Below are 20,408 nucleotides of genomic sequence, written 5' to 3' on the forward strand. Positions count from 1 at the left end.
GCTTGATGATTATTTGAGACAGCTCAATACTTTAAATTTATTGTTTTGGGCATTTTCAATGAATTTTTTATAAGTAAGGGTTAAAAGTGGCTCATAGCGTAGGAATTTATTAGCAACAATAGTCAATTTTCCTTTCTTTTTCAAAAATTTAATTGACTGATTTATAAATGTTTCTGCTGCGTCATAGTTCGTTTTTTGACCAGAATGAAAGGGAGGGTTCGAAAGCAATACATCATATTCTTTGCTTACGTTGGAAAAAACATCCGATGCAAACACTTTCGCGTGTAAATTATTTTTTTCTAGGGTCAATTTAGCACTAGCAAGTGCGTAAACGTTAACATCAATTAAATCTAAGCTTAGTTTGGGATGCTTTTTAAGCAGGTAGCAAGAGAGTACGCCAGCACCACAACCAAAGTCTAAGCCGTCTCCACTTAATTGATCGGGCAAATTATTGAGTAACAGTTCACTACCTTTATCTAATTCACCAAAACTAAATACGCCAGGTAATGAGCGAATGGTAAGAGAGACATCATTAATATTAAGCTGGTAATCTTTTATCCATTGTTGTTGGTCAAAAGTAGCGACGGGTTTAGTTAGCTGCGCATAAATAATGCTGCAATGACGAGCAGAGTCAATGGCGTTGCTATTTTCAGCATAGGGAGTCAACAGAGACGCGACACTTTTTATCCCACACTTTTTCTCTCCAACTAATACAATATCCGCATTTTGCTTTAGGTGAGGAGTCAGGTTTGCCAGTAAATATTCAATTTCTGTTTTTGCTTTAGGGATATAAATCAATAATAGATCGAACTTCTCTTGATCATCTCTGCCTTTATAGTCTGCGGTAAAGTGAACTTCAGAAGATCCTAGTTGGCTTTCTAATTGATGATAATAACGATAATCGTTAAAACAAAAACAACTTGATGATGCTATTGTTTGTAAATGAATGGGGTAATTATCATCAATGTTACCTGCCACTAAAATAGACTTTCCGGAAAATAAAGATTCATTACGCTGTAAAACTTGACTTGGATTTGAATAAATTTGATTAGAGGCCATATAAAAGTCCTATTACAGCTTGTGATTAAAAGTTTGAATGATCATATATCCACGCTACTTCGACCTTACAGCTGGTAATGTATTTGAGCTGTAAGGGTATATATACCTAAAATGCATAAACATGGGCGTTTAAGTCATTAGGTTATAGAGTCTGAGGGCAGTATTATAAGGGTATTTTAACGATTACTCACCTAATCATGGAAAATAGTTTGTCACAGGGATGTTATGAAGTTTACTAATAAATTTACGTTTATTACGAGTGCTATCGTGTTGACTTGTATTGCGTTGGTACTGGCAGGCGGTATGGTTAGTTTACGTGCTTTGTCCTTGAAGTATCATCAGCAACGTATTGATAGCATTATTCAAGTTATTGAGAAGCAAGTAGCGAAGCAAACTACTATCACTCAATTTGATCACTGGTTACCTGATGTGCTGGATGCCTCGGGAGTGGTTCGTTTACGTGTTGAGCGGGATCAGCAAATTGTTTATCAAAATTATTATGAAGGGCGACGCTATTTTCCTTCTCGATTATTATTACGCTATGACTATGATCTAAAGTATTACCCCGGTGTTCGAGTAATAATACACACTCGACAGCCTTTTTCTGATCTCAAATTTACCTTTTGGCCATTATTAGGGATCACCTCAGCAGTTATTTTATGCCTTAGCTTATTATGGTTTGCCATTCGTTGGATGCGACGTTCTTTTTATGGTGCCGAGCTATTAGAACGCCGCGCTCGTTATCTATTACAAAATAATCCCACCGCTCGTTTTGCACAAAAAGGTGAGTGGCCAAAAGCTGCGAGTAAAGCTTTGGATGTACTATCTGAGCGATTAGAGAACAGCCGTAAAGAGCGAAGTATCTTTGATACACATATTCGCGGAAAAGTATTCTTAGATGAAGATACCGGTTTAGGTAATCGCTTAGCCTTTGAAAATAGGTTAGATGCAGTAGCGATGGATGAAAATTTTTTAGCTAGCACCTTAATGTTAATTAGTTTGACTGAGTTAAGTGCAGTTAAACACCAGTTTGGTGTCGCTGAAGGTGAAAAAATCATTCAGCAGGTTGTTGATTTATTGCACCACTTTTGTGCTCGCTACGACGATAGTTTTTATGGCAGGGTTCAGAAGTCAGAGTTTGTGATCCTATTACCACAGATGTCCTACCAAGAAACCAAAATAGCTGCTAAACAGTTAGCTAAACTGTTGTCTCAACTACTCCTGCCAGATGCCGCTTGGACTGATAATTTCTATCACGTCGGTGTAGTTAATTTTCCTTTTGGTGCTAAAACTATGCATATTATCGATGATGTTAATCAATCATTATTAGTCGCAGAACATCAGAAAATCAGTGGTTGGCACTTGTCAGAGGAAGATAAAAATCAAGCGGTCATAGTCAAAGGAACAGTGCGTTGGCGTGCATTATTAACAGATATTTTAGATAGACAAGCGCTGTTAATGTATCGACAACATCTTATGCATCGCGATGCCATGAGTATTTTATATTGCGAGTTGTGGCCGCGTATTATTGGATACCAAAAAGAAATTATTGCCGCCGGTACTTTTATGCCAATGGCTGAAAAGTGTGGTTTAAGTGATCAAATAGACAAACAAATGCTAGAAAAAGTATTGGCGTTGTTAGTGATGCGTGGTGAGTTGTCTAAGCCTATCGCTGTTAATTTAGGTGCTCACCTTCTGATGAATAAAAAGAATCATCAATGGTTTATGTTTGAGTTGATGCAACAAACTCGGCAAATTCGCCATAATTTAGTGATTGAAGTGTCAGAGCATTTGATTGATAAAGATTATTTTGCACTTCGTTCTGCCTTAAATGCTTTACAAAAAGTGGGTTGTAAGATTGCGGTGGATAATGTCGGTAAGTCAGTGGTCAATACCTCCTATATACTGGATTTTAATATTGATTACTTAAAATTACACGCCAGTTTAATCCGTGATATTCATAATCGTAAAACTAATCAAATCGCAGTACAAAGCTTAATGGCTAGTTGCTTGAATAGTCATGCGAAAGTGATTGCTGTTGGTGTGGAAAGTAAAGAAGAGTGGGAATGTCTGTTGCGACTGGGTATTTATGCCGCGCAAGGATCGTTATTTTCGACCCCTCAGGCAATGAGTATTTAGCGCTGCTAAGCGTAAATCGTTGCTACTAAGCTGATAGCTCTTTTACTAATCCGCTTGCATTGTTACCAAGCAGGCAGCTTTTTTATAACGTTGATGACTCTTTTTCTGATCCGAGAATCAATAAGCACAGCAACGTTTAAAATTTTTGTTGTGCTTTTAACCCTGCTAGTCCTTGTAACCCTCCGGTATGAACGGCCACTATATGCGTTCCAACAGGAAAAAAACCTTGTTCAATTAATTGCCATAGTGCATAAAACATTTTCCCCGTATAGATAGGTTCTATCGGGATTGTTGTTTGTTGTGTAAATTGATGGCAAAAATTCGCTAAGGATGACGATATCTTACCGTAGCCTCCTGCATGAAAGTCAGTATGTAAATGCCAATTTAACGCGTTTGCTTGAGGTACAAAGTGAGTGACAGTGTTACTTAAATAGTGTGCATTTTTAAGTACTGCAATGCCATGTACTTGCGTTTCGGGAGAGTATTTTAATGAGCCACTGATTAAACCTGCCAAAGTGCCCGCGCTGCCTGTCGCGGTAAACATATGATCTATCGGTTGCTCAGATTGCTGCGCTAATTCTATGCATATCTCTTCTACACCGGGAAGGGCTAAATCGTTACTACCACCTTCTGGAATAATATAAGCATCGCTATATTGTGATTGTATTGTTTGTAAATATTCAGCCTGCTCTTTTAAACGGTAGGTTTTTCTATCCACAAATTGTAGCTGCATGCCCCATTGCTGAGCTTGTGACAGTGTAGGGTTAGCTGCATAGTGCGCTTCGCCTCTAATGATGCCGGTGGTCTTTACATTGAAGTGTTTACCCGCTGCTGCCAGAGCATGAATATGGTTAGAAAATGCCCCTCCAAAGCTAAGTATATGTTGTTGATGGTTTTTTTCTGCGTGCAATAGGTTATATTTTAATTTTCTCCATTTGTTGCCAGATATCTCTGAATGCAATAAATCATCTCGTTTTATTGAGAGCTTTACTCCGTGAGCCGTGAGGAAAGGGAGATTGATTGATTGCAAAGGGCTAGGAGGCAGTTGCTGATATATACTGCTTTCTGTGAATCTCATTTACTTTATTACCTATAACGGGAAATGACAGTTTTTTGTATCTTATACGAGTTAAATTTATCATGATATGCATGATTGAGCGCTTAATTAACTGATCTGATTGTGAAGATGCTTAATTTTTTCTTTTCTGTATTTTCTTTACACCTTCCCTACACTTTGAGGAATACCATGTTTGAATTAAAAACCATTGCGCTTTTTGTGTTGACTGCGATTGCTGAAATTGTGGGTTGTTATCTTCCTTATCTTTGGTTAAAACACGATAAAAGTATTCTATTATTGTTGCCTGCAGCTTGTAGCCTTGCACTCTTTGCTTGGTTGCTTTCTTTGCACCCAGCAGCTTCAGGGCGTGTCTATGCCGCTTATGGTGGTGTTTATATTTTTGTCGCAATAGTCTGGTTATGGGCGGTCGATGGAGTGAAACCAACAGTCTGGGATATGGTGGGGGCTTCAGTCGCATTAACGGGAATGGCTATTATTATGTTTGCACCTAGAGGGACTTAATATTTAGTTGTACATTTATGTGATGATTAGCTACTTGCTGCTCTATTATTGGGTGCTTTAGTTGTTTATTAATAGTACGGAGTAAGATCTTATTAAAAATACGAGGACAAGATCGCATTAAAATGATATCGAGTGCGCTTAAATTACAGAGCAATATTAACCAGCGACGATCAATATTATCCAGCGACATTCAATATTAACCAGTAACGATAAGGCGCTTTATTATTAATTATAAACAGTTTAATCAATTTTGTGCTTCGTTACCTGCTACCACCTATGTGCAACAGTGGGGCGGCTCACATGTCTGGAAAGTAGGTGGGAAAGTCTTTGCGATTGGCGGCTGGGAAAAAGATCAAATACCGGCTTTCACTTTTAAAACATCAATATTGAATTTTGGATTTCTAAGTGAAGTTGATGGCTATAAACCAGCTCCTTATTTCGCTAGTCGAGGTATGAAGTGGATCCAGCTATATGATGGTGATGCAGGAAAAGATCAAGATTTACATTATTACCTAGGTGAGTCGCATCGATTAGTGTCATTGGGTTTAACTAAAATAAAACAGAAGCAATTAGGCTTAAATCAAGAAACACAATAAGTCATAGTTGCTTACACTTTCATTTATACTGTTGCTAAGTATATGATTAATTTAAGCTGTTAAAATAATCCACTGTCTCAATATTGTCTCCTTACGCCCTTATTTGAATTTCAACTTCACTCTTTACTCTAATACACCATCTTTGTTCTTTTTCTAAAGTAATACCTCCTTTTTTATTGCGCGATCCCTCTTTAATGATCAAAAAATAGATCCTCGTGTGATATGAGCAACAAATTGTTAATTAAAGAGATTCATATTTTTTAGTGCAATGGCACCCTGTTAACAAATAGGTAACATTTAGTTTAATGAAGCTTAATAAATTTACATATTTTTATTGGATTGCTGAATTAAGCAATAATTTCAATTCTAACCTTACATGGAGTTAATAATGCTGAAGACTTTTTATAAAAGTACCTTAATCGCGGCTGTTGTCATGGTGACAAGTGCTAATGCTTTTGCAGCAGATAAAGTATATCGATTGAAACTTGCTGAATCCTGGGGACCTAATTTCCCTGTTTTTGGTGATTCAGTTAAAAATATGGTGAAAATGGCTGAAGAAATGTCCAATGGCCGTTTAAAAATTCGCGTTGACTCTGCTAATAAGCATAAATCAGCATTTGGTGTTTTTGATATGGTTAAAAGTGGTCAATATGACATGGGCCACTCAGCAAGTTATTACTATAAAGGTAAAGTGCCAAACACACTATATTTCACTACTATGCCCTTTGGTATGACTGCGATGGAGCAACATGCTTGGTTCCAATACGGTGGTGGCCAAGAGTTAATGGATCAAGTTTATGGCGATCATAATCTAATGGCTTTCCCTGGCGGTAATACAGGGGTGCAAATGGGAGGTTGGTTCCGTAAAGAAATTAATAGCCTTGACGATCTACAAAACTTAAAAATGCGTATTCCTGGTTTTGCGGGTGAAGTACTGGCTAAATTAGGCGCGACTCCAGTTAATATACCACCTGGTGAGTTATATACATCATTAGAGCGTAATACTATTGATGCGTTAGAGTGGGTAGGTCCATCACTTGATTTACGTATGGGTTTCCATAAAATTGCACCGTTTTATTACATGGGGTGGCATGAGCCAGCAACTGAGTTGATGTTTATTATCAATAAAAAGAAAATGGCTTCATTACCTGCAGACTTACAAGCAATCTTAGAAGTTGCAATGCGTAAAGCAGCTTATGATATGTATGTTCAATCATACGCTTTAAGCGCTGAAAACTGGGAAAAAATGACTTCTGAATTCCCTAACATTCAAGTTAAAACTTTCCCACCTGCGGTATTAAGTGCGATTAAAAATGCCAATGATGAGATCCTTGCTGAAAAAGCAAGTGGCGATGAAATGGCTGCTAAAATCATTAAATCACAGCAGGATTATCTAAAATTAGTACGCGTGTGGACTGATATCTCTGAGTATGGTTACATTAAGAGTACCAAAGAATAACCGTTACACTCCTCATTAAGGCTACTTTATGTAGCCTTTTTTTCACCTATCTGTTTACTTAGAAGGAATTATCTTAAATGGAAGGTTTGCAAAAAGTCTTTGATCGCTTCTCAGATTATATTGGTAAAATTTCTGCAACATTAATGCTATTACTGTTAGCCAACGTTTTTTATGATGTTGTGGCTCGTTATTTTTTTAAATATAGCTCCATTGGTTTACAAGAATTAGAGTGGCATATCTTTGCTTCTATGTTCCTATTAGGTATTGCTTACACACTAAAAGAAGAAGGGCACGTTCGTGTTGATATTCTTTATGAAAAGCTCAGCCTTAAAAATAGAGCTTGGATTAACTCCATAGGTTGTGTGCTGTTCCTGATTCCTTTTTGTGCTCTGGTTATTTGGTACAGCTACGATTTTGCTCTGGAGTCTTATCATTTGAATGAAACCAGTGGCGACCCAGGTGGTTTATCACACCGTTGGTTAATTAAAGCAATGATCCCTCTTTCTACTCTCGCGCTTGTGTTTAGCGCATTAGGTATGTTGGTAAAAAATCTGCGTTGTATTGTTGAGAAAGATATTTAAAAGGGACTTTTTATGATTGGCATTATTATGTTTGGTGTAGCTTTATTGCTACTACTAACTGGTTTCCCCGTTGCATTTGTTTTTGCAGGTGTGGCATTAATCTTTGGTGTTTTTGCCGAGGGTTTTGAGTTATTTGCTTTTATGCCTTATCGCATCATGAGCATCATGGAAAACTCGATTATGATGGCCGTTCCCATGTTTATTTTTATGGGTAACGTATTACAAAAAACCAAATTAGCAGAACAATTACTAGAAGCCATGGGGCAATTATTTGGCCGTATACGTGGTGGTGTTGCGGTTTCAACTATTTTAGTAGGTTGTCTGTTAGCTGCTTCAACAGGTGTTGTAGGTGCTTCTGTAGTGGCGATGGGAGTTATCTCCTTACCTGTTATGCTCAAGTATAACTATGATAAAAAACTTGCGACAGGTGTTATTTGTGCCTCTGGTACGTTAGGGCAAATTATTCCACCATCTATCATCTTAATCATTCTTGGTGATGTGATGGGAGTACCGGTTGGTGATCTGTTTAGATCTGCGGTGTTACCCGGCGCAGTATTGGTTGGGGCGTTTATTCTTTATGTACTGATTTACGCTTTCTTCAAACCAGAGTCTGCACCTGCGCTTCCTGAGTCAGAGTTTGCAGGGCATGGAATGAAACCTTGTTGGACTGCTTTTAAAGCCATTGCTCCTCCTTTAGCGTTAATTTTTTCGGTATTAGGTTCAATATTTTATGGTATTGCAACACCAACTGAGTCTTCTGCTATTGGTGGCGGTGGTGCTATTCTGCTCGCTATTTTGTATCGTCAATGTTCTTGGAAGGTGTTGTGGGAGTCTTCAATTGAGACGGTAAAAGTCACGGCGATGGTATTTGCTATTTTCATTGGTGCAACCGCCTTTTCAATGGTCTTTTCTTACACAGGCGGGGAAGAAATTATTGAAGAGATCATGTTTAGTCTACCAGGTGATAAATGGGGTTTCCTGATCATTTCAATGTTGGTTATTTTGGTATTGGGTTTCTTCATCGATTTTGTTGAAATATCTTTTATTGTAGTGCCAATGTTGTATCCAATTGCTGAAATGATGGGGATAGATTTAACATGGTTTGCTATTTTAATTGCAATGAACCTACAAACCTCATTCCTGACGCCCCCCTTTGGTTTTAGCTTATTTTACTTAAAAGGTGTGGCACCACCCGAAGTCAAAACCATGGACATCTATAAAGGAGTTATTCCCTTTATTCTCTTACAATTGTTAGTACTAGCTTCGATTGTGGTGTTCCCAGGGTTTTATGGGTTTGATTCATGATCAAAAGGGTCTGACTTTTAGTGGATTAGCGATAAAATGATTGTTAATAAAAACCTCTCTAGCAGAGGTTTTTTTATAGGTTGATTATATTGACTTCATGAAGAAAATTATATTTTTAATCGTATAAATATTACTAAGGAGAGTGTCGATTTTTCCAGTTAAACAAAAAAGCCTGCTTTAAAAGCAGGCTTCTTAACAACAGATCATCGTTGCTCATTAATCGTTGTTCATCAATAGTAGTTAAGCGTCATTGATAACAATACTGTAACTCCATAATAGACAATCGCAACATCATTAAATCACAACTTTAGCACATTGCCACATTACTAAATCATAACAGTGCAATGCTTAGTCTCTGTTACTTAACTTCTTTACCCGATGCTTGTAGATCCGCATGGTATGAAGAACGAACTAAAGGTCCACAAGCTGCGTGTTCAAACCCTACTGATTTTGCCATTTCACCCAGTGCATCAAACTCTGCTGGTGGCACGTAACGCTCCACAGCAAGATGTTGTAAGCTAGGTTGTAAGTATTGGCCTAAGGTCAGCATAGTCACTCCATGAGCGGCTAAATCTTTAATTACCGTTTCAATTTGCTCATTGGTTTCGCCTAATCCCATCATTACACCTGATTTAGTCGGTACAGTTGGGTGCTGCTCTTTGAATTTTTGTAATAACTGAAGAGACCATTTGTAGTCTGCGCCTGGACGAACTTGCTTGTACAAATGAGGTGCCGTTTCTAGGTTGTGGTTAAATACATCAGGCACATCTTTTTCAAAACAAGCCAGTGCTTTGTCCATACGACCTTTGAAGTCTGGCACTAAAATTTCAATTTTTATCGCAGGGTTAAGTAAGCGAATTTCACGAATACAATCAGCAAAATGTTGTGCGCCACCATCTCTTAAGTCATCACGGTCAACGGAGGTGATTACCACATACTTTAGCTTCATATCTTTGATCGTTTCAGCTAATTTCTTTGGTTCATCTTTATCTACAGCCAATGGTTTACCATGGCCTACATCACAGAAAGGGCAGCGACGAGTACAAATGTCACCTAGAATCATGAAGGTCGCTGTACCGTGGTTAAAACACTCATTTAAGTTCGGGCATGAGGCTTCTTCACAAACAGAGTGTAATTTGTTTTTACGCAGTGCTGCTTTAATTTCATTGACGCGAGTATTATCTGCAGCCAGCTTGATTTTCATCCAAGCAGGTTTTTTTAAGATAGTGCCTTTGTCCGATGGAATAACTTTGATAGGTATATGAGACATTTTATCTGCATCACGCAGTTTGTTGCCCGCGGTTAATTGGCTTGGCTTAGTGTTCATTAATAAAGCTCTCTATCTGTGTGTATTTTAAATTCTGATTTAATTTCTCAATCAATAACGGCGATAATTCAGCGACGGATGAGGTTAATCCTAAATCGCGACACTGGGTCATTTCTAATCCAGCATAACCACAGGGGTTAATTTGTAAAAAGGGAGTGAGATCCATGTCGACATTCAAGGCAAGGCCATGAAACGAACAGCCTTTACGAATCTTTAATCCTAATGATGCAATTTTTTTACCATCAACATAAACACCTGGTGCATCGGGTTTAGCTACTGCAGTGATATTATGATCAGCAAGTAGATCTATAATGGCTTGTTCAATAATCGTAACTAAGCTACGCACATTAAAATCTTTGCGGCGTATATTAATTAATAAATAAGCGATTAATTGTCCCGGAGCATGGTGTGTTATCTGCCCACCTCGGTCACTTTTAACAACAGGAATATCTGTCTGTGTTAATAAATGTTCTGCTTTTCCAGCTAACCCTTGTGTGAAAACAGGCGTATGTTCAACCAACCAGATTTCATCAATCGTTTCTTGATCTCGCTGCTCGGTGAAATCACTCATTGCTTGCCAGGTTTGCTGATAGGGTTGAACCCCTAGGTAGCGAATAATTAATTTATCTTGTATTAATGTCATGAGCTTGGCTTATAAATAGACTGGCTTATAAAATAAAGCGAACAAGTTCAAGCTTGTTCAATTCACTATAAATTTCTTCTATATGTTCTTTGCTAGTAACAATCACTGGTACTGCTAAAGAATGATAGTTGCCTTTAGAGCTGGGTTTTATGGTCGGAGAATAGTCACCTGGTGCTATTTGTTGGATAACACTGATCACTTCTGGAACCAATTGAGGATGAGCCATACCCATCACCTTAAATGACAAACTACATGGAAACTCTAATAATTCATCAAATTTAGTATTCAATGCCATGACTAACTCCTGATTGAGAGATTGATTGAAAGTTAAAAGTGAGGACAAGCCTCACTGATAAAGATCCTATTAATGTTATATAGGTAATATAGCTTATATGGGGATCTTTTTAACCAAACCAACCAATAAATAATAATTTAATATAATCGATGATACGGCTGAAAATACCACCTTCTTCAACAGTCTCTAAAGCAATTAGATCATAAGTTGCGATGGCCTCATCTTCCAAGGTGTAATTCACTTGGCCCACTTTGTCACCTTTTTGAATAGGAGCGCGTAGTTCACTATCAATTACAAAGTCTGCTTTTAAATTCTGTGATTGGTTACGTGGAAGTGTTAGTGGTGTATCAACTGCAACACCTAAACGAATGTTTGCTTGTTGACCCATCCAAATACGTTCACTAGCTAATTGATCGTTTGCTTTGTAAGGAGTAATTGTTTCAAAGAAGCGAAAGCCCCAGTTAAGTAGTTTTTTACTTTCTACTTTACGGCCTTCATCTGAACGAGCACCCATTACAACACTGATTAAACGCATGCCATCTTTAGTTGCTGAAGAAACTAAGCTGTAACCTGCTGCACTAGTGTGACCTGTTTTAATGCCGTCCACGTTTAAGCTTTTATCCCACAATAGGCCATTACGGTTATATTGAACAATGCCGTTAAACTTAAATGATTTTTCACTATAAATTCGGTATTCCGTTGGTACATCTGTGATCAATGCTTTAGCAAGAATCGCCATGTCGCGAGCGGTAGTATGGTGCCCGTCCGCATGTAAACCGTGGCTATTAACAAAGTGAGTATTGTTCATGCCTAGTTGTAATGCCCATGAATTCATTAAATCTGCAAATGCGCCTTCACTGCCAGCAATGTGTTCAGCCATTGCAACACAAGCATCATTACCTGATTGAATAATAATACCGCGGTTCAAATCTTCTACAGTGACTTCTTTACCTACTTCGATAAACATCTTTGAAGAATCTGGAAAGTTTTTTGACCACGCATTTTCAGAAATAGTTACTTTGTCATCAAGATTTAAATTACCTGATTTAAGTTCCTGTCCAATGATGTAACTGGTCATCATCTTAGTCAAAGATGCTGGCTCTAGTAATTCTTCACTGTTGTTTTCAGAAAGTACCTTTCCTGAGTTGAAATCTATTAATAAGTACCCTTTAGCAGCAATAGACGGTGCTTTAGGAATGATCATAGGAGCGGAGAATACATTAATGCTAAATAAGAAAGTGATAAGCAGCAGGCTTACTTTTTTCATGTTACATACCTTCAAGGTTGTTAAGTCGAAAAATTGTTACGCACTATAGCAGATGAAGCGTTATTTGCTAAGGGGCTAAGATGATTTGTTGAGTAATTATTCTGGCTCCGTGCCTGTTCACCATTAAAACTTATTAATGAGTTTAATAAGGTTTATCTATCCTTATTGTACATTTTTTCACTGCAATCCTCTTAAATTAGTAAGAGTGCAGTTAAGCAAAACATAAGGGTAAGAAGCTTCGGCAAAAAAATATTAATTAAGTTCGATACAAATATTTATAAATAAAATCCCAGTGTTTCATATTAGTGCAGAGAAAGAATATTAAATGCACCAAGTTGGTGCTAAATGAGTCGCTTAAAATTATTGATGTTATTAACTTGTTGTTATTTAAGGTAAATATATTTTGGCACGTTAGTTGTAAATAGAATCATATATGCAAACGTTAAATACACATTAAAGGAATATATGATGAAAATGTTAACCGCAATTATTAAACCATTTAAATTAGATGAAGTGCGTGAAGCCGTAATGGGTATCGGCATTGCTGGTGTTACTGTTTCTGAAGTTAAAGGTTTTGGTCGTCAAAAAGGACATACTGAATTGTATCGTGGCGCTGAATACCAAGTAGATTTTTTACCAAAAGTAAAATTAGAAATTGCAGTGAAAGATGATGATATTGAGCGTTTAGTTGAAGCTATCGTTGGCGCTGCAAATACAGGGAAAGTAGGTGACGGTAAAATATTCATTCAACCGTTAGAGCAAGTTGTTCGTATTCGTACTGGCGAATTAGACGAAGAAGCACTTTAAACCAAATTCATTAAGTTAAGGATTACCATTATGGAAACGACAGTTACAGAACTACGATTTGCGTTAGACACCTTTTATTTTTTAATTTCGGGTGTTCTTGTTATGTGGATGGCAGCAGGTTTTGCCATGTTAGAGGCGGGTTTAGTTCGTTCTAAAAATACCACTGAAATTTTAACTAAAAATATCGTGTTATATGCGATTGCTTGTACGATGTTTTTACTTGTTGGTTACAACATCATGTATGTAGACAATACTGCAGGCGGTTGGTTACCTTCATTTGGTTCATTAATTGGTACTCAGGCAGAAGGTGCTGATCACTCTTTAGAATCTGACTTCTTCTTCCAAGTAGTATTCGTTGCAACTGCAATGTCTATCGTATCGGGTGCTGTTGCTGAACGTATGAAATTATGGGCATTCCTTATTTTTACCGTATTTTTAACTGGTTTTATCTACCCAATTGAAGGTTTTTGGACTTGGGGTGGCGGTTTCCTAAGCGAAGCTGGTTTCAGTGACTTCGCTGGTTCAGGTATCGTTCACATGGCCGGTGCAGCCGCAGCATTAGCAGCAGTAATATTGCTAGGTGCCCGTCGTGGTAAATACGGTAAGAATGGTAGTATTCACCCAATCCCAGGTTCTAACATGCCACTTGCTACATTAGGTACGTTTATTCTATGGATGGGTTGGTTTGGTTTTAACGGTGGTTCACAACTATTAATCTCTGATGCAGAAAACGCATCTGCAGTAGGCCTTATCTTTTTAAATACAAATGCCGCAGCTGCTACAGGTGCTATTGCAGCACTATTAGTGAGCAAGTTTAAATGGGGTAAAGCAGATTTAACAATGATTCTAAATGGTGCATTAGCTGGTTTAGTTGCGATTACTGCTGACCCACTATCTCCATCACCACTATTTGCAGTCGTGATTGGTGCTATCGCAGGTGTTATCGTTATTTACAGTATTATTACTTTTGATAAATTGAAAATTGATGATCCAGTAGGTGCATTATCAGTACACGGTGTATGTGGTTTATTCGGTCTATTAGTTGTACCAATGTCGAATGACGGTGCATCATTTATGTCTCAATTATACGGCGCAGCGGTTATCTTTGGATTTGTGTTTGTTTCTTCATGGATCGTTTGGTCTATCATCAAAGTAACAATGGGTATTCGCGTTACTGCTGAGCAAGAAGATGCAGGTATGGATTTACACGATTGTGGTGTTGAAGCTTACCCTGAGTTTAAAGATTAATTACAGCTGATTATTAACCTCTGAGTATTGTTAATATTTAAGATAATGCGTTAATTAAAATTGAAATCCCTACTTTATTATTTAAAGTGGGGATTTTTTTTATATTAACTTTTGATTATTCAATCTAAACTATGGCATCTAATAACGTATTTTTACCGTTGATTAAGGAATGATTATGTTTAAAAAAATCCATTTATTAAGTTTACCTGCACTGCTTCTGTTAACAGCTTGTTCGAATAACAACCCAACACAAGAAACGGCAATCGGTGAAATACCTAGCTGGATATTAAACCCTCAAACAGAAGATGGAATTGCCGTTTCTGAATGTGTCCTATGGTCTGGTAACATGTCCATTGATAAGCAACAGGCGATGGCTAATGCACGCGCCTCATTAGCACAACGCATTGATACTCGTGTTAGTGCAATGGATAAAGCTTATAGTGACAAAGTAGATGTAGCCACTGGAATTGAGTCAGGAGTGACTTTCTCAAGTGTTTCTAAACAAGTGACAGAACAAAATTTATCTGGTACCAGCGCATTAAAAACAGATATTGTTAAGATCGCAGAGAAAGATAATTTATGTGTATTAGTGGCAATTGGGCAAGCGTCAACCAAAACTATTTTTGAAGATTTGGTGAGTGCTTCTAAGCTACCGCTAAACGCAGAGCAAAAAGATGCTCTTTACCAGGAGTTTAAAGCTCAAGATGCGGAGCAGCAACTGGACCAAGAAATACAGAAGTTAAAAGATAATAAAAATGATTAACCGTTGAGACTGAGGCTTGCCTTGAGCCTTTATTTTTTCATTATATTTTTAAGGGCATTAATACCTGTTAATGCCTTTTTTATAACGCCTAGATTCTCAAAACTAAAACTAAACCTTTCTAGCAAATGCACCTTAATCACACTGCTTAGCTCTCATTGCAACATTAAGTTTTTTTGTATGCAAAATTTAAGCTATCGAATTAAGTCATCGTCATAAATACTCAACTGCTGTTATGTCAGTTTTTTTAAGCTTTTTATCAATAACTCAAATGGGATGGAGCTTAGAAGAATATAGGTCTGAAAAAGGGTGTAGAGGATTGACAATTACAGAAGTAGCCACTATTGATTTTGGGTTAATAGATTTCTCTGAATGGATAGATATGATGGCACAATCCGGTATGCTTACAGAAAATGGAGATATGGATAGTGTTACAAGGGGCAGTATGGCTAATGCATTTAATAGAGACAATACTTTAGAGCGAATGGAATCTCGTGGAGGTAGTAACAATACATGGGTTGATCGAATGACTGAAATTGAAGGTGCCGATATGATTAACAATATAGATTGTAGCAGTAGACCTAGACCGCAATCATGTGAGGTCGGAACAATTAAATAACAATGTAATATTAGTATAAAAAAAGGCTTTCATGATAGAAAGCCTTTTTTATATGCAAGATTTATTAGTCTTTCTTTGTTTTTAGAAAATAATGACTCTTTCCATTTTCACCCACAATGTATGGGTAATCTAAAATAGTGTTTGGAATTACTTTGTTCACCATATTTTTATAAACAGGTAATCGAGTCGGGATAAAAGCATACATCATGTCGGTTTGGATTCTTAATGCAGCCCCAAGTGATGTAAGGCTAGAGTCCAGAATGCGAACAACTATATATTTATTTGCTTTTATCGATGGTGTAAAAGGCATTGTCTCTGCCGTCGCATATCGGTTAGCAACTATTCTTTCAAATGGGTCTCCACAATTGTTATATTCGTCTCGTCTTTTAAAAGTAGGGAAACAATGCGCCCCTTTGAATGAATAAACATTGTTTATATTGCTAACCATTTCAGCTGGTGGATCCATTTTTTTTGGTGCATCTGATGCCATAAAAGCATCTATTGCTGGAGCGAGGTAATTATCTCTTACATATTGCTCAATTTTATCTTTCTCGCTAATATCTATGTCATCTGCTGGCACATATGCAATATAATAGAGCCATTTAGCATCATCACCTCCACCAGAATGCAATAAAGTAGCCCAACCTAAACTACTTAACCCGCCCGAAACACCGTCTTCTAGATAACCCAAAGTACCCTGAATAGATTTATAAACGACGTGTGAATCTGTCATGTCGCCTTCTTTAATAACTGTGTCTTTAACACCTTTTGGAAGGGCATTGAAACCAGAGTCCATTAGTGCATAGCAAATGAATCATCTTGATTTAGAGCCTTTGGAGAAGGGTCGCTAGCATAGCCATCAAGCACTCGATTATGTACCGCGCAACCACTCAACAGTGTGGCCGCTAATGTTGTTGCTAATAATATTTTTTTCATTAACTCGTTCCTTTTTATGTCCTTTAATTGTATGGGGAAGTTTAAATCAAGCAACCAACACAACGTAATCAAAACAAATATTCAATAGTCTTGAATACAATAGATATTCACATTGTGGTTGATTTTTATATTTACGTCACTTTCTAGCTATATTTAGGTATATTGTAAATCAAAGAAGATAAAAAGTGTCACTAACTGAAGATTAATAATTAGTTGTTAATGCAGGTAAACACACTATTTCTTGTGCACTGATTGGGAGTAGTAAGGCACATACCGCTATTTCATTAGCGGATAACCTTGTTAGAAAGGATCCAAATTTTTTTTGTTACTAATTACTTTTACTCGAGCGGCTGCAAAAGAATTAATTGAATGTATTAAGGATAGATTAGAACCATCTAAAGCTTATAGGGTTATAGGTAAATTTTTATTACAAAGTCAACTGGCATAGTTATTGCTTTTTACTATTATCTGTGTCAAAAAAAGGCTATTTACAATGAATATTAATGCTGCATCAATGTTTAAAGAGTTACAAAATCAAGGCTTAGAAGCAAAAGGGTTAAGTAACGAATTAAGTACAAAAGCAACTAATCCAGCGCCTGCTGATTTTTCTGCAATGCTTAAACAAGCAATTGAAAATGTAAATGGCTTGCAACAAAATACATCAGATTTACGTAATAGCTTTGAAATGGGTGATAAAGATGTCAGCTTAGCTGATGTTATGATCGCATCGAATAAATCTGGTTTAGCATTTGATGCGACCGTGCAAGTGCGTAACAAAATGGTTGAAGCTTATAAAGAAGTTATGAGCATGCCTGTTTAATCGCCTCACTGCATAAATATAATAGTTAAAAAGGAAGCACTGTGTCTAATTCAGCAAGTAATGCTAATTTGTTGCTAGAAGGTAATGGTAACAATGACATACCAGCAGTACCACAAAAAGGGGCGATTTCTTCGTTTTTCTCTAATGTGGATGTATTGCGTCAAATTAGTATGATCATCGGTTTGTTGATTGTCCTCGCAATTGTAGTGATCATTTGGTCATGGGGCAAAGAAGCCGATTATCGTCCTTTAGGCACCTATCAAACTGACGAGTTAATCAGCACGTTAGACTTTTTAGATCAGCAGAAACTTCCTTATAAATTAGAAGGTAATAATGTTTCCGTCATGTCTGATCAATATCAGAAAATAAAACTGCTAATGACACGTGCAGGTTTAGTTAATGATAATACAGAAAATGGCGATGATATTTTATTGCAAGACATGGGGTTTGGTGTAAGCCAACGTGTTGAAAAAGAAAGATTAAAGCTAAGTCGTGAGCGTCAACTTGCTCTCGCGATTAAAGAAATGAAAAATATTACTAACGCGCAAGTTTTATTAGCAATTCCCAAAGAAAGTGTATTTGCTCGTAAAGAGCGTCAAGCTAGTGCAACTGTGGTTATTACTACTTCTCGATCTTATGCATTATCAGGCCAAGAAGTTGATTCTATTGTCGATTTAGTGGCTTCAGCCGTTCAAGGCCTATCACCAAACAATGTTACCGTTACTGACCAACGAGGTCGCTTATTGCATTCAGGTAGTACTTCTGGGGCTTCTGCACAAACCAGTAAAGAATTTGGTATGCAGCGTGAACGAGAAGAAGAATATAAATCTAAAATTGATGCGATTTTAATTCCGGTACTAGGGATTGCTAACTATGCATCAGAAGTTGATTTAGTGATGGACTTTACCGTTGTCGAAGAAACTAAAAAAACGTTTAACCCTTCTAATCAAGCTGTTCGTAGCGAAATGTTGATTGAAGATAAATCATCATCTTCTTCTTTGTTAGGGTCAGTCCCTGGCGCGCTATCAAACCAACCACCGGCTAATGGTGCAATACCTGAAGAGTTAACCGAAGCTAATGAAGAGGCTAATACGAATGATGGCTCATCAAGAACTGAATCAACTCGAAATTATGAAGTTGATACAACCATCACTCATACTAAACACAAAGTAGGTAAAGTCGATCGCCTAGCGGTATCGGTCGCCTTGGATTACACTAAATCAGTAAATGATGCTGGTGAAGCTGTTTATACGCCAAGAACTCCCGAAGAAGTAGAAAATATTCGTCAGTTATTGTTAGGTGGTTTAGGGATCAATGATGCACGTGGCGATATTTTGGCGCTGGCTTCTGTTAGCTTTAATCGCCCTGATGTTGAGCCTATAATTGAAGAAGATTTTTGGGAAACTGAAACCTTCCAAGGTTATGTTCGCTTTGGCGGTAGTTTACTTGTCATTATTTTGACCCTGTTGTTAATTGTACGTCCAATCATGAAAAAATTATTGTACCCAGAGCCTACAGAGACGGAAGAAGATTACGAATTAGGTGGCGCGATTGGTTCAATCGATAACGACAATCTTCAATTATTGTCTGATGATAATAATGACACTCCTGATTTTGGATTAAATAACAGCGGGCAAATAAAATTACCTGATTTACATAAACATGAAGATTTATTAAAAGCAGTGAGAGCCTTGGTGGCGAATGAACCTGGGCTGTCAGCGCAAGTAATTAGAGAGTGGTTATTAGAAGATGAGTGATAACGATAAAAAAGAAAAATCAACGCAAGTGGCTGAGTATGACGTATCGACGTTAACGGGTGCTGAAAAATCAGCAATCTTAATGCTTAGTTTAACACCTGCTGATGCTGCGCAAATATTTCGAAACCTTGAACCTAAACAAGTGCAGAAGTTAGGGATGCAAATGGCTTCCTTAGAAGACTCTTCACAGGCTAAAGTAAGTGGTGTTCATCGTGCTTTTATTGAAGATATTCAACAATACAGTAATATCGGTTTAGATAGTGAAGACTTTGTGCGTAACTCATTAATTGAAGCCCTCGGTGCCGATAAAGCTGGTAATTTAGTCGACCAAATTATTCTAGGCAGTGGGTCTAAAGGTCTAGACTCACTTAAATGGATGGATGCTCGACAAGTAGCGAGCATTATTCAAAATGAGCATCCGCAGATCCAAACCATTGTTTTGTCTTATTTAGATCCGGAGCAATCGGCTGAAATATTAACTCAATTCCCTGAGAAAATTCGTTTAGATTTAATGATGCGTATTGCTGATTTAGAAGAAGTGCAACCTGCTGCATTACAAGAGTTGAATGAGATCATGGAGAAACAGTTTGCCGGCCAAGCGGGCGCTCAAGCTGCGAAAATGGGGGGGACTAAAGCTGCCGCTGATATCATGAACTACTTAGATACTGCCATTGAAGGCCCATTAATGGATTCTTTACGTGAATCAGACGAAGACATGAGTCAACAAATTCAGGATCTTATGTTTGTCTTTGATAATCTTATTGATGTTGATGACCGTGGTATTCAAACGCTACTGCGCGAAGTACCACCGGAGCAATTACAATTGGCACTTAAAGGTGCAGAAGAACAACTTAAAGACAAAATATTGGCTAATATGTCTAAACGTGCCGCTGAAATGCTAGCAGATGATCTGGAAGCAATGGGACCAATCCGTATTAGTGAAGTTGAAGGTGCACAGAAAGAGATCCTATCAATCGCACGCCGTTTATCTGATGCTGGTGAGTTAATGCTAGGCGGTGGTGGTGGGGAAGAGTTCTTATAATTGAGTGCTCACTAATACCCCCTAGTCGCCAATGTTTATTACTTACCTAATCGGTTACCCTTTCAGGTAAGTAAATATAATCATCTACTTCAATTAAATAGCCCTATTATATTGTTAACTTGTGTATTTAATTTATATAGACTGGTTATATAGGACAGTTATGTAGCTT

21 protein-coding genes are annotated in these 20,408 nt (G+C 37.5%); 13 read left to right on the forward strand and 8 right to left on the reverse strand.

Annotation, left to right across the window (positions count from 1 at the left end; translation table 11 throughout):
* Window positions 1-9: 9 nt before the first annotated feature.
* A complete protein-coding gene (rsmC, locus tag MT390_RS04675; protein ID WP_499439877.1) occupies window positions 10-1,059 on the reverse strand; it encodes a 16S rRNA (guanine(1207)-N(2))-methyltransferase RsmC in 1,050 nt (349 codons plus the stop codon).
* A gap of 225 nt (window positions 1,060-1,284) precedes the next feature.
* On the opposite strand from rsmC, the gene MT390_RS04680 reads away from it, so the two are divergent.
* Entirely contained in the window at window positions 1,285-3,198 is a 1,914-nt protein-coding gene (locus MT390_RS04680; protein ID WP_499439878.1) for an EAL domain-containing protein, read from the forward strand.
* 136 nt (window positions 3,199-3,334) lie between these two features.
* On the opposite strand, the gene MT390_RS04685 is transcribed toward MT390_RS04680, so the two are convergent.
* Window positions 3,335-4,276, reverse strand: a complete 942-nt coding sequence (locus MT390_RS04685) for a 1-aminocyclopropane-1-carboxylate deaminase/D-cysteine desulfhydrase (protein ID WP_499439880.1) — start codon at window positions 4,274-4,276, stop codon at window positions 3,335-3,337.
* Between the two features lie 168 nt (window positions 4,277-4,444).
* Here MT390_RS04685 and MT390_RS04690 point away from each other — a divergent pair, with 168 nt between their 5' ends.
* The 5 genes from MT390_RS04690 (at window position 4,445) to MT390_RS04710 (ending at window position 8,718) form a co-directional block, all read left to right on the forward strand.
* On the forward strand, window positions 4,445-4,777 hold the full coding sequence (locus tag MT390_RS04690) for a YnfA family protein (RefSeq protein WP_499439881.1): 333 nt from the start codon (window positions 4,445-4,447) through the stop codon (window positions 4,775-4,777).
* Between the two features lie 224 nt (window positions 4,778-5,001).
* The gene (locus MT390_RS04695; RefSeq protein ID WP_028867390.1) at window positions 5,002-5,373 is read left to right on the forward strand and encodes an MmcQ/YjbR family DNA-binding protein; all 372 of its coding nucleotides are present in this window, start codon (window positions 5,002-5,004) and stop codon (window positions 5,371-5,373) included.
* Window positions 5,374-5,749: 376 nt separating this feature from the next.
* Entirely contained in the window at window positions 5,750-6,832 is a 1,083-nt protein-coding gene (locus MT390_RS04700) for a TRAP transporter substrate-binding protein (RefSeq protein ID WP_028867391.1), read from the forward strand.
* Between the two features lie 77 nt (window positions 6,833-6,909).
* Window positions 6,910-7,413: a TRAP transporter small permease subunit gene (locus MT390_RS04705; RefSeq protein ID WP_028867392.1), complete on the forward strand. Its 504-nt coding sequence runs from the start codon at window positions 6,910-6,912 to the stop codon at window positions 7,411-7,413.
* A 12-nt stretch (window positions 7,414-7,425) separates the two neighbouring features.
* Window positions 7,426-8,718, forward strand: coding sequence for a TRAP transporter large permease (locus tag MT390_RS04710; RefSeq protein WP_028867393.1), 1,293 nt, complete (start codon window positions 7,426-7,428; stop codon window positions 8,716-8,718).
* Window positions 8,719-9,076: 358 nt separating this feature from the next.
* Here the strand turns inward: MT390_RS04710 and lipA are convergent, their stop codons facing one another.
* From lipA to MT390_RS04730, 4 genes are all read right to left on the reverse strand, one after another.
* The gene (gene lipA, locus MT390_RS04715) at window positions 9,077-10,045 is read right to left on the reverse strand and encodes a lipoyl synthase (RefSeq protein WP_028867394.1); all 969 of its coding nucleotides are present in this window, start codon (window positions 10,043-10,045) and stop codon (window positions 9,077-9,079) included.
* The gene (gene lipB, locus MT390_RS04720; RefSeq protein ID WP_028867395.1) at window positions 10,035-10,679 is read right to left on the reverse strand and encodes a lipoyl(octanoyl) transferase LipB; all 645 of its coding nucleotides are present in this window, start codon (window positions 10,677-10,679) and stop codon (window positions 10,035-10,037) included. Before lipB ends, lipA begins: the two co-directional genes overlap by 11 nt.
* Before the next feature lie 34 nt (window positions 10,680-10,713).
* Window positions 10,714-10,983 carry a DUF493 family protein YbeD gene (gene ybeD, locus MT390_RS04725; RefSeq protein WP_499439883.1) on the reverse strand — a complete coding sequence of 90 codons (270 nt, stop codon included), beginning with the start codon at window positions 10,981-10,983 and terminating at the stop codon, window positions 10,714-10,716.
* A 109-nt stretch (window positions 10,984-11,092) separates the two neighbouring features.
* Window positions 11,093-12,250 (reverse strand): D-alanyl-D-alanine carboxypeptidase family protein, encoded by a 1,158-nt coding sequence (locus MT390_RS04730; RefSeq protein ID WP_299660043.1) that lies wholly within the window; start codon window positions 12,248-12,250, stop codon window positions 11,093-11,095.
* 468 nt (window positions 12,251-12,718) lie between these two features.
* On the opposite strand from MT390_RS04730, the gene MT390_RS04735 reads away from it, so the two are divergent.
* The 4 genes from MT390_RS04735 to MT390_RS04750 all read left to right on the forward strand — a co-directional run bounded on the left by MT390_RS04735 (window position 12,719) and on the right by MT390_RS04750 (window position 15,684).
* Window positions 12,719-13,057 (forward strand): P-II family nitrogen regulator, encoded by a 339-nt coding sequence (locus tag MT390_RS04735; protein WP_028867398.1) that lies wholly within the window; start codon window positions 12,719-12,721, stop codon window positions 13,055-13,057.
* 30 nt (window positions 13,058-13,087) lie between these two features.
* A complete protein-coding gene (locus tag MT390_RS04740; protein ID WP_499439884.1) occupies window positions 13,088-14,305 on the forward strand; it encodes an ammonium transporter in 1,218 nt (405 codons plus the stop codon).
* A 175-nt stretch (window positions 14,306-14,480) separates the two neighbouring features.
* A complete protein-coding gene (locus MT390_RS04745) occupies window positions 14,481-15,068 on the forward strand; it encodes an LPP20 family lipoprotein (RefSeq protein WP_499439885.1) in 588 nt (195 codons plus the stop codon).
* 316 nt (window positions 15,069-15,384) lie between these two features.
* Window positions 15,385-15,684, forward strand: a complete 300-nt coding sequence (locus tag MT390_RS04750) for a hypothetical protein (RefSeq protein ID WP_499439887.1) — start codon at window positions 15,385-15,387, stop codon at window positions 15,682-15,684.
* A gap of 64 nt (window positions 15,685-15,748) precedes the next feature.
* Here the strand turns inward: MT390_RS04750 and MT390_RS04755 are convergent, their stop codons facing one another.
* Together MT390_RS04755 and MT390_RS04760 are read right to left on the reverse strand one after the other, a co-directional pair.
* Complete coding sequence (locus tag MT390_RS04755; protein WP_499439888.1) at window positions 15,749-16,417, reverse strand: hypothetical protein; 669 nt, start codon at window positions 16,415-16,417, stop codon at window positions 15,749-15,751.
* A 62-nt stretch (window positions 16,418-16,479) separates the two neighbouring features.
* Window positions 16,480-16,620: a hypothetical protein gene (locus tag MT390_RS04760; protein ID WP_499439889.1), complete on the reverse strand. Its 141-nt coding sequence runs from the start codon at window positions 16,618-16,620 to the stop codon at window positions 16,480-16,482.
* A gap of 514 nt (window positions 16,621-17,134) precedes the next feature.
* Here MT390_RS04760 and fliE point away from each other — a divergent pair.
* From fliE to fliG, 3 genes are read left to right on the forward strand one after another with little or no spacing between them, the layout of a single operon-like run.
* Window positions 17,135-17,440 (forward strand): flagellar hook-basal body complex protein FliE, encoded by a 306-nt coding sequence (gene fliE / locus MT390_RS04765; RefSeq protein ID WP_499440069.1) that lies wholly within the window; start codon window positions 17,135-17,137, stop codon window positions 17,438-17,440.
* Between the two features lie 41 nt (window positions 17,441-17,481).
* The gene (gene fliF, locus MT390_RS04770) at window positions 17,482-19,197 is read left to right on the forward strand and encodes a flagellar basal-body MS-ring/collar protein FliF (protein WP_499439890.1); all 1,716 of its coding nucleotides are present in this window, start codon (window positions 17,482-17,484) and stop codon (window positions 19,195-19,197) included.
* The gene (gene fliG, locus MT390_RS04775) at window positions 19,190-20,239 is read left to right on the forward strand and encodes a flagellar motor switch protein FliG (RefSeq protein WP_499439892.1); all 1,050 of its coding nucleotides are present in this window, start codon (window positions 19,190-19,192) and stop codon (window positions 20,237-20,239) included. The genes fliF and fliG overlap by 8 nt, the downstream gene beginning before the upstream one ends.
* Window positions 20,240-20,408: the final 169 nt, after the last annotated feature.

The sequence above is a fragment of the Vibrio sp. 2-Bac 85 genome (assembly GCF_037546705.1).
Taxonomy (GTDB): Bacteria; Pseudomonadota; Gammaproteobacteria; order Enterobacterales; family Psychromonadaceae; genus Psychromonas.

What these genes read in the sequence shown, in the direction of transcription:
- rsmC (WP_499439877.1), bottom strand. Translation starts at nt 1,059, where the DNA reads ATGGCCTCTAATCAAATTTATTCAAATCCAAGTCAAGTTTTACAGCGT.
- MT390_RS04680 (WP_499439878.1), top strand. Translation starts at nt 1,285, where the DNA reads ATGAAGTTTACTAATAAATTTACGTTTATTACGAGTGCTATCGTGTTG.
- MT390_RS04685 (WP_499439880.1), bottom strand. Translation starts at nt 4,276, where the DNA reads ATGAGATTCACAGAAAGCAGTATATATCAGCAACTGCCTCCTAGCCCT.
- MT390_RS04690 (WP_499439881.1), top strand. Translation starts at nt 4,445, where the DNA reads ATGTTTGAATTAAAAACCATTGCGCTTTTTGTGTTGACTGCGATTGCT.
- MT390_RS04700 (WP_028867391.1), top strand. Translation starts at nt 5,750, where the DNA reads ATGGAGTTAATAATGCTGAAGACTTTTTATAAAAGTACCTTAATCGCG.
- MT390_RS04705 (WP_028867392.1), top strand. Translation starts at nt 6,910, where the DNA reads ATGGAAGGTTTGCAAAAAGTCTTTGATCGCTTCTCAGATTATATTGGT.
- MT390_RS04710 (WP_028867393.1), top strand. Translation starts at nt 7,426, where the DNA reads ATGATTGGCATTATTATGTTTGGTGTAGCTTTATTGCTACTACTAACT.
- lipA (WP_028867394.1), bottom strand. Translation starts at nt 10,045, where the DNA reads ATGAACACTAAGCCAAGCCAATTAACCGCGGGCAACAAACTGCGTGAT.
- ybeD (WP_499439883.1), bottom strand. Translation starts at nt 10,983, where the DNA reads ATGGCATTGAATACTAAATTTGATGAATTATTAGAGTTTCCATGTAGT.
- MT390_RS04730 (WP_299660043.1), bottom strand. Translation starts at nt 12,250, where the DNA reads ATGAAAAAAGTAAGCCTGCTGCTTATCACTTTCTTATTTAGCATTAAT.
- MT390_RS04735 (WP_028867398.1), top strand. Translation starts at nt 12,719, where the DNA reads ATGAAAATGTTAACCGCAATTATTAAACCATTTAAATTAGATGAAGTG.
- MT390_RS04740 (WP_499439884.1), top strand. Translation starts at nt 13,088, where the DNA reads ATGGAAACGACAGTTACAGAACTACGATTTGCGTTAGACACCTTTTAT.
- MT390_RS04745 (WP_499439885.1), top strand. Translation starts at nt 14,481, where the DNA reads ATGTTTAAAAAAATCCATTTATTAAGTTTACCTGCACTGCTTCTGTTA.
- MT390_RS04755 (WP_499439888.1), bottom strand. Translation starts at nt 16,417, where the DNA reads ATGACAGATTCACACGTCGTTTATAAATCTATTCAGGGTACTTTGGGT.
- MT390_RS04760 (WP_499439889.1), bottom strand. Translation starts at nt 16,620, where the DNA reads ATGAAAAAAATATTATTAGCAACAACATTAGCGGCCACACTGTTGAGT.
- fliE (WP_499440069.1), top strand. Translation starts at nt 17,135, where the DNA reads ATGTTTAAAGAGTTACAAAATCAAGGCTTAGAAGCAAAAGGGTTAAGT.
- fliG (WP_499439892.1), top strand. Translation starts at nt 19,190, where the DNA reads ATGAGTGATAACGATAAAAAAGAAAAATCAACGCAAGTGGCTGAGTAT.